Source organism: Cellulomonas sp. P5_E12 (assembly GCF_054049315.1).
The window spans coordinates 1-4,838 of record NZ_JBFUMP010000048.1 but is presented as its reverse complement, the minus strand read 5'-3'; the positions used below and the strand labels follow the sequence as shown (position 1 = coordinate 4,838).

Annotated in this window: 5 protein-coding genes; 1 reads left to right on the top strand and 4 read right to left on the bottom strand. The window is 67.7% G+C overall.

The annotated features are described in order from the left end of the window. The 3 genes from ACXJKA_RS19825 to ACXJKA_RS19815 all read right to left on the bottom strand — a co-directional run. A partial coding sequence (locus ACXJKA_RS19825; RefSeq protein WP_456826912.1) for a PAS domain-containing protein occupies nucleotides 1–524 on the bottom strand: 524 nt, incomplete at its 3' end. Nucleotides 525–1,051: 527 nt separating this feature from the next. Beyond that, nucleotides 1,052–1,540: a hypothetical protein gene (locus ACXJKA_RS19820; RefSeq protein ID WP_456826911.1), complete on the bottom strand. Its 489-nt coding sequence runs from the start codon at nucleotides 1,538–1,540 to the stop codon at nucleotides 1,052–1,054. 307 nt (nucleotides 1,541–1,847) lie between these two features. Then, nucleotides 1,848–2,120 (bottom strand): hypothetical protein, encoded by a 273-nt coding sequence (locus ACXJKA_RS19815; RefSeq protein ID WP_456826910.1) that lies wholly within the window; start codon nucleotides 2,118–2,120, stop codon nucleotides 1,848–1,850. A 336-nt stretch (nucleotides 2,121–2,456) separates the two neighbouring features. On the opposite strand from ACXJKA_RS19815, the gene ACXJKA_RS19810 reads away from it, so the two are divergent. Further along, nucleotides 2,457–4,454, top strand: coding sequence for an adenylyl cyclase (locus ACXJKA_RS19810; protein ID WP_456826909.1), 1,998 nt, complete (start codon nucleotides 2,457–2,459; stop codon nucleotides 4,452–4,454). 17 nt (nucleotides 4,455–4,471) lie between these two features. Here the strand turns inward: ACXJKA_RS19810 and ACXJKA_RS19805 are convergent. Next, nucleotides 4,472–4,838, bottom strand: a 367-nt coding sequence (locus tag ACXJKA_RS19805) for a SpoIIE family protein phosphatase (protein WP_456826908.1), incomplete at its 5' end; no start/stop codon positions are given.

Below are 4,838 nucleotides of genomic sequence, written 5' to 3'. Positions count from 1 at the left end.
CACTCGTCGTCGAGCAGGAAGAAGGGGTCCGGCATCGTCTCGAGGATGCGGTCGAATCTCGCCTCGGCATCCCGCTCGGCCGTGGTGTCATACGCGGCCCCCAGGACCCGAGCGGCCGTCCCGTCCGGACCGGCCAGCGCCATGCCCCGCGCCTTGACCCACCGCACAGTGCCGTCGCCCCGGATCACGCGGTACTCGGCGACGTACTGCGCGCACGTGGCGATCGCGACCTGGAGCGCGTCGATCACCCGCGGCAAGTCGTCGGGGTCGAGCGCGGCGTAGAACGCCTCGACCGTGGACCCGAAGTCCTCCCGGGCGACGCCGAAGATCTCGAGCAGCTGGTCGTCCCAGTCGAGCCGGCCCGAGACGAGGTCCCAGTCCCAGCTCCCGACCCCTCCGGCGCTGACAGCGAGCTGCCAGCGCACGCGGTCCGCCTCGTACCGCGCCTGGAGCGCGGCCAGTGCCGCCACGGGGTCCGCAGGCGCGACGATAGGCGGATCCCCACCGCCGACCACGTCCACCATCTGCCTGCCTCTCGGGCGCTGGTGATCCGCACGATACGGCCTGGGGCCGTCCCCGGGGTAGACACACAGGTCAGAGTCAGAGTGACGCGAGCAGCTGATTGGTGCAGTCGACATTGCGGGCGAGGAAGCACGGCCCCCGACCGCCGCCGCCGCCCGTCGAGAGGAGCCCGGCGGTGCCAATTGACGTCCTCCAGAACGGCTCGCGGACCCCCATCGACGCGTCGGCGTTCAGATTGGATCCGGGGATCTGTGTGGGGAACATCAATTCCCGACACCCCATGACCGGGTCACACACCGTCTCACCAGGCCCGATACGTCCTGCGAAGCCGGCCGACCCGAACATGAACCTGCGACCCGCAGGCGAGACCTGCTCGTGCATCTGCGGGAGCGACAAGGAGCTCTACGCGACCTGGATCCTGCCTGGCCTAGACGCAGTGGACGCGGCGGCCTAACCCGCCAACAACCCCTCACGGGCGGGTTCCCCGGGAGCCCGGCCGTAGGTCTGCTCTGAAGCGGCAGTCGGAGCCTCAGAGGCCTTCAGTGGCGTCTGCGAGGTCGCATGCGGCCTGGACCGCCGCGAGCCCCGCACCCGTGGCCTTGCGGAGGTTCATGTCGGTGGCGATGTTCTGCGCGGCGGCCTTCGCGGTGGCGGTGAGGTGGGCAAGCTCTGGGACGTCAAAGCCCGCGCTCAGGTCAGCAAGCGTCTCGGGAGAATCCGTGAGCATGCAGGCCGCGTCCATGATGCCGTCCTTGTTCTCGGACGCGAACGTGAGCCAAATGTTGACGGTACGGACTGTCTGTTGTTGGGCCGTCTCGACCTCTGTGGCAGGGATCTTCGTCGTCATGCCGTAGGCGTTGATCTCGACGTCGTCACCGGCCTGCCGCCCAGCCCTGAAAATGTCGTCAACCATCGCCTCTACCGACGCTGGCCTCACCTTGCCGCAGCCAGAGCTCACCAGAAGGACGGCCACAGCCGTGACTGCGACCAGGACACGCAGCATCGTTGCATTGCGCACGGCAGCCTCCGTAGTGGGTGTCCCGCCTGAGAATGGCGGAACAACCCCCTCCCCGTCCACGGCATCGAACGGCGCCGATGGTCAACGACTGCCACACCACGAACGCGGTGTAGTGCTCAAGCGCGTCACGGATGCTGCGCGGCCGGAGGCAGTAAAGGGCTCCGCGCCCCATCACTTTCGATGGTGCGGCGCCACCCGGCCACGGGACCGCCGAGCTTGTCGCGTTCCGCGCTACCCGAGCAGCTACGACGTGACAATCTCCCAGTCGCTCGCGCCCGGGCCTGAACGCAACCCGAGGGCCGCGCCATCAGGAAACCCAATACCTCGTTGCAGTTCCGTGCCCAGCGATGAACGCAAGCATCGCCTGCGCGTAAGCGACGTACTCCTCAACCGTGCGCGAAGTCCCGGACGCTGCAACCATCGCCTCCATCAAACCCAGGCGATTCAACTCGTTGGTGAACGGGCCGTAGATCTGTGCGGTGTCGAACAACGTGATGCCGGCATCGACGGCGGCTCCGATGAGCGTGATGCCGTCGGTGTGCGCGACCGCGGGACCGTATCCGTGGCTCAGGCCATGCACCCGAGGCCGAGGGCGGAGACCTAGAGGCCGCTTGTGCCGAGGTTGCGCCTGATCATCGTCGTTCTCTTTCGCTATGGCGTGCTGGTCGGTGCCGCGCCCTGGCGATGCACGCCTTGATCCGACTCGATGTGCGCGAAAAGCACTGCGCGGGGTGAACTGGCCGACTTCGGAAGGAATCCGGGTTGCGTTCGAGCCGGTAATAGGCGGCCTCAACGCCTCGCGACTGCCTGAATTGTCGTGTATGCCTCGACCTGCCGTCCGAACTGAGCCTATATTTCGAGCGATCGAAGAACGCCTCCATGCCCGTTCGACGTCGCGACAGAAGGTAGGACAACGATGTCCGTGCCCACTCCCCACCCCCGCAGGGTGCCCCACCGGTTCGGCCGCCAGCTGGTGATCGGCGTGACGGCCCTGTCGATCGGCCTCGCAGGAGCCACTGCCGCCGCCGCCCACCCGAAGCCCGGACCGAGCGGGACGAGCCCGGACCTCGGCGCGAACGTCACGATCTTTGACCCGAGCATGCCCACCAGTGAGATCAAGGCAAAGTTCGACGCGATCACGGCGGAGCAGTTCGACAACGAGTTCGGCCCGCACCGCGACGCGATCTACTTCCTCCCTGGCACCTACGGAACCCCCGAGGCCCCGCTCAACGTCCAGGTCGGCTACTACACCGAGGTGGCCGGGCTCRGCGCCTCGCCGACGGACGTCGTCATCAACGGCACGATCAACGTCTACAACCGTTGCCTCGCGGACGGGCAGACCAGCAACTGCATCGCGCTGACGAACTTCTGGCGCTCGCTGTCCAACCTGACGATCAACGTCAAGGGTGGCCTGACCAATGTGCTGGGAGAGGCCGCGCCGCGTCCCTCCTGGTGCACCGACACCGAGTTCTGGGCCGTCTCGCAGGCCGCTCCGCTGCGCCGCGTGAACATCAACGGCGGACTCTCGTTCATGGACTACTGCTCCAACGGTCCGCAGTACGCCAGCGGCGGATTCATGGCCGACTCCAAGAGCAACGCAGCAGCGGTCGTCAACGGTTCGCAGCAGCAGTGGTACACCCGCAACAGCGAGATCACGTCCTGGTCGAACGCCGTGTGGAACGCGGTCTTCTCCGGCGTCGTGGGGGCTCCTGTGGAGACCTTCCCGACGCCCAACCCGTACACGGTGCTCGACACCACCCCGGTCAGTCGTGAGAAGCCCTACCTGTTCGTCGACGCGGCGGGCACGTACAACGTCCGGGTCCCCTCCGCACAAGTCAACAGCAGGGGCATCACCTGGGCGAACGGCCTGACGCCGGGACGCACGGTGCCGATCACCGACTTCTTCGTCGCGAAGCCGGGCGACTCGGAGCAGACGATCAACAACGCGCTCGCCAAGGGCCAGAACCTGATCCTCACCCCGGGCGTCTACGACGTCGCCAAGACCATCGAGCTCAAGCGCGCCGACACCGTCGTGCTGGGTCTGGGCTACGCGACGCTCCACTCGGTCGGCGGCGCAGTTCCGCTCGAGATCGCCGATGAGGCCGGTGTCGTCGTTGCGGGCATCACGGTCGACGCCGGCGAGGTCAACTCGGCCGCGCTCCTCCGGGTCGGCAAGAAGCACGGCCCCTCGGGCCACTCGAGCTCAAGCCGCGCCGCTGCCAAGAACCCGACGACCCTGAGCGACGTGTTCTTCCGCGTCGGTGGCCCGTACATCGGCCGCACGGACGTCGCGCTCGAGGTCAACAGCGACAACGTCCTGCTCGACCACGCGTGGGTGTGGCGTGCCGACCACGGCGACGAGGGCTTCCCGACGGACACCGTCGTGCGTTCCGACATCGACGCTCAGCGCACGGCCGACGGGCTGCCGCTGCTCAACGACGACGACACCCGCTGGGTGACGAACACGGCGCCCAACGGCGTCATCGTCAACGGGGACAACGTCACCGCGACCGGCCTGTTCGTCGAGCACTTTCAGGAGTACAACACCATCTGGAACGGCGAGAACGGCACGACGATCTTCTACCAGAACGAGCTGCCGTACGACCCGCGCACGCAGGCGGACTGGACGACGCCGGACGGCACGCTCGGCTACGCGGCCTACAAGGTCGCGGACGGCGTGACGACGCACCACCTCTACGGTGGCGGCGCGTACGTCTACAACCAGAACAACCCTTCGGTCATCACCGAGAACGGCTTCGAGGTCCCGACCACCCCGGGCGTCCAGGTCAAGCACGTGCTGACCGTCAACCTCAGCCAGGGCATCATCCGCCACGTCATCGACGGTGTGGGCACCCAGGCCGACAACACAAACACCGGCACGCCGCAGTTCGTTACGCAGTACCCGACGCCGTGACGACGGACGTCGAGTAGTCAGATGTCGGTCGGCCCGGTGCGTTCGAGTCCCTCGGATGCGCCGGCGCCGGCGGTCACCGGGTCGGGAGCTTGGCCCTCAGGGAGCGATCGGGCTGTTCGGGCGGCCCGCAATGGCTCGAGGTGGACGGCGAGGACCGCGACGTCGTCGTCCGCCTCACCCTCGGGGACCAGCCGCCGCAGCAGCTCGTCGACGAGGCCGTCCAGGTCGCGGCCGGCGTGGCCGGCCCCGTCGTCACGCGTGAGGTCCGCGACCTGGGCGACGAGGCGGTCCAGCCCGACGCGCAGGTGCTCGCCACGGCGCTCGACGAGTCCGTCGGTGTAGAGCAGCAGCGTCGAGCCGCGGAGCACCACTCGCACGACGTGG